This is a genomic window from Paenibacillus sp. sgz302164, assembly GCF_056120505.1.
Genome location: NZ_JBVYOL010000018.1, coordinates 1 through 3,205, shown reverse-complemented (window position 1 = coordinate 3,205; position 3,205 = coordinate 1). Strand labels below are relative to the sequence as shown.

Genomic DNA, 3,205 nt, shown 5'->3' with positions numbered 1-3,205 from the left:
CCGCCGGGACGGCGAGCCGCACGGCGTCCGGCTCGTCCGCGTGGGGCCAGCCGTCCGCCTTCGGCCGGACGGCATCCGGCGCGGCGGCGCCGGGCGCTTCCGCAGCCGCCGCGCGTCCGGCTGCGCTCCGGGCGGTGCCCCCCGCCGCGGGCGGCCCGGTGCCGGACTACAAAGCCGGCGACAAAGTATCGCACGGCAAATGGGGCATCGGCACCGTCGTTTCCGTCAAAGGCTCGGGTGACGACACCGAGCTGCAAATCGCTTTTCCCGCGCCGGTAGGCCTCAAGCGGCTGTTGGCCAAGTTTGCCCCGATCAAAAAGGAAACCTAATTTTTTCATATAGAGAGGAAGAGTCCGTAATGACAGATGCCATCGCGGCAATGAAAACCCTCGTTCAAGAAATTAACCGGCATAACCACAGCTATTACACGCAGGATCAACCGACGATTAGCGACAAGGAATGGGACGTGCTGTACGATAAGCTCGTTGCTTTGGAGCGGGAAACGGGAGTGATCCTGCCTGCTTCCCCTACGCAGCGGGTCGGCGGCGACATTCTCAAGGGCTTTGAGCCGCATCGTCATCTTTCCCGTTTGTGGAGCCTGGATAAGGCGCAGAACGCGGAGGATTTGCAGGCCTGGCATACGCGTGTGCTGAAGCTGATCGCCGACTACAACGGCAAAAACCCGGAGCAGCCGCTGACTGACCCTTCTTTTGTCGTGGAACTGAAGTTTGACGGACTTACGTTGAACCTGACTTATTCGCAGGGGCAGTTGGTTCAGGCTTCTACGCGCGGCAACGGCGTCGTGGGCGAGGGCATTTTGGCGCAGATTAAGACGATCAAGTCGATTCCCCTCGAAATTCCCTACGATCAAGGCACGCTTGAAGTACAGGGCGAAGGCATGATGTTCCTCTCCGTTTTGGAGGAGTATAACAAGACTGCCGCGGAGCCGCTCAAAAATGCCCGCAATGCAGCGGCAGGCGCACTCCGCAACCTGAATCCGAAAATAACGTCGGAGCGGAAGCTGAACGCTTTCTTCTATAATGTCGGCTATTCGGATCAGATCCAGTTCCAAAACCATGCCGAGATGCTGCAGTTTTTGAAGGATAATCATTTTAAGGTGAGCGATCGGACGCGTTTTTTTGATTCTATAGAAGATGTTGCCGCTGAGCTGGAGCGGATTGCGGAAGAGCGGCTTGGTTTTGACTTTTTGATCGACGGAGGCGTCGTCAAGCTTACGGACATGCGCACGAGGGAGGTGCTCGGCTACACCGAGAAGTTCCCGCGCTGGGCGATAGCATTCAAATTTGAGGCTGAAGAGGCGACGACGGTTTTGCAGAGCGTTTCCTGGGAAGTCGGCCGTACAGGCAAAATCACGCCGCTCGCCAGAGTCGAAGCCGTCGATTTGGCAGGCGTTACCGTGCAAAACTGCACGCTGAACAACATCGGCGACATTGAACGCAAAAACTTGAAGCATGCCCTCGGCAGCCTCGTTTATATCCGCAGGTCGAATGACGTGATCCCGGAAATTCTCGGCAAAGTGACCGAGGAGAACGACGGCGAAGAAATCGTGTATCCTACGCATTGTCCGGCTTGCGGCAGCGAACTGGAAATGCGCGGCGCGCATCTGTTCTGCCTGAATCGTCTGGGCTGCAGCCCGCAGTTGATCGGGCGGATTACGCATTTTGCCTCGCGCGATGCGATGGATATCGAGACTTTCAGCGAAATGACCGCCGCTCAGCTTCATCAAGAGCTTGGCGTGCGCGATCCCGCGGATCTGTACTACCTGCAATTCGAAGATCTCATCAAGCTGGAGCGGTTCGGCGAGAAAAAAGCGAAAAATTTGCTGGAAGCTTTGGAAAAAAGCAAGTCCCGCGATTTGGCCGCGTTTCTTTACTCGCTCGGCATTCCGAACTCCGGCAAAACGACGACCAAAGTGCTGGCCGACCACTACCGCAGCCTGGACAAGCTGCTGGAGGCTACGCCGGAGGAGCTTATTACGCTCCCTGACGTAGGGGGGATTGTTGCCGAAAGCATCTATACGTTTTTCCGGGATCCGGTCATGATCGACAGCATTCAGCGCATGTTGGCTGCAGGGGTTAGCCCCGTGGCAGAAGAGCCGGCTGCCGCAGAGGCTAGTCCGGACAATCCGTTTTTCGGCAAAACGATTGTGCTCACAGGCACGTTAAGCACCATGGGGCGGGACGAAGCCGCTAAAAAGCTGGAGGCTCTCGGCGCGAAAATTACAGGCAGCGTATCGAAGAAAACAGATATCGTCGTAGCCGGTGAAAGCGCAGGCAGCAAACTGACAAAAGCGCAGGATCTCGGCATCCGGATCATTGATGATGAGCAGGAGCTGTTGCGGCTGTTAGGCGAAGCCTGATTCCCGGCTTCCTCCGGGGATGAAATATGAAGAACCTGTCGGACTGCAGCGTCCGGCAGGGCCTTTGTTGTCCGAATGCATAGAAATGCAGGCGGGACGCGGTATTGCGGGTTGTAAGATAATGGATGAAAAAAGTTAGAAAAAGACGCTTGCATTTTGTTTTAAAAGCTGGTAGTATAAATACCTGTCACCACGTAAGCGACGCATTAACGCTTTAAATGACAGCAATAAAGCTCCTTGAAAACTGAACAAATAAATGAAGTATCAGCAAGGTTGAGCAATCAACCAAAACAAGAGATTGCAAAATCTCGTCAGCTTTGAAATTGAGCTATTCAGCTTTCAATAAAGGTAACACCTTTTTGGAGAGTTTGATCCTGGCTCAGGACGAACGCTGGCGGCGTGCCTAATACATGCAAGTCGAGCGGTCCCTTCGGGGATAGCGGCGGACGGGTGAGTAACACGTAGGCNGATGGGCCTGCGGCGCATTAGCTAGTTGGTAGGGTAACGGCCTACCAAGGCGACGATGCGTAGCCGACCTGAGAGGGTGAACGGCCACACTGGGACTGAGACACGGCCCAGACTCCTACGGGAGGCAGCAGTAGGGAATCTTCCGCAATGGACGCAAGTCTGACGGAGCAACGCCGCGTGAGTGATGAAGGTTTTCGGATCGTAAAGCTCTGTTGCCCTAGACGAACGGTATGGAGAGTAACTGCTCCATAAGTGACGGTATAGGAGAAGAAAGCCCCGGCTAACTACGTGCCAGCAGCCGCGGTAATACGTAGGGGGCAAGCGTTGTCCGGAATTATTGGGCGTAAAGCGCGCGCA

At 55.4% G+C, this 3,205-nt stretch carries 1 protein-coding gene, 1 rRNA gene and 1 pseudogene; all 3 read left to right on the top strand.

Features of this window, described 5'->3' with window-relative positions:
• A pseudogene (locus AC0LWT_RS26370) lies at positions 1-329 on the top strand (ATP-dependent DNA helicase PcrA); the annotation flags it as partial.
• Positions 330-358: 29 nt separating this feature from the next.
• On the top strand, positions 359-2,380 hold the full coding sequence (ligA, locus tag AC0LWT_RS26365; RefSeq protein WP_474684262.1) for an NAD-dependent DNA ligase LigA: 2,022 nt from the start codon (positions 359-361) through the stop codon (positions 2,378-2,380).
• Positions 2,381-2,736: 356 nt separating this feature from the next.
• Positions 2,737-3,205, top strand: a 16S ribosomal RNA gene (locus AC0LWT_RS26360); the annotation flags it as partial.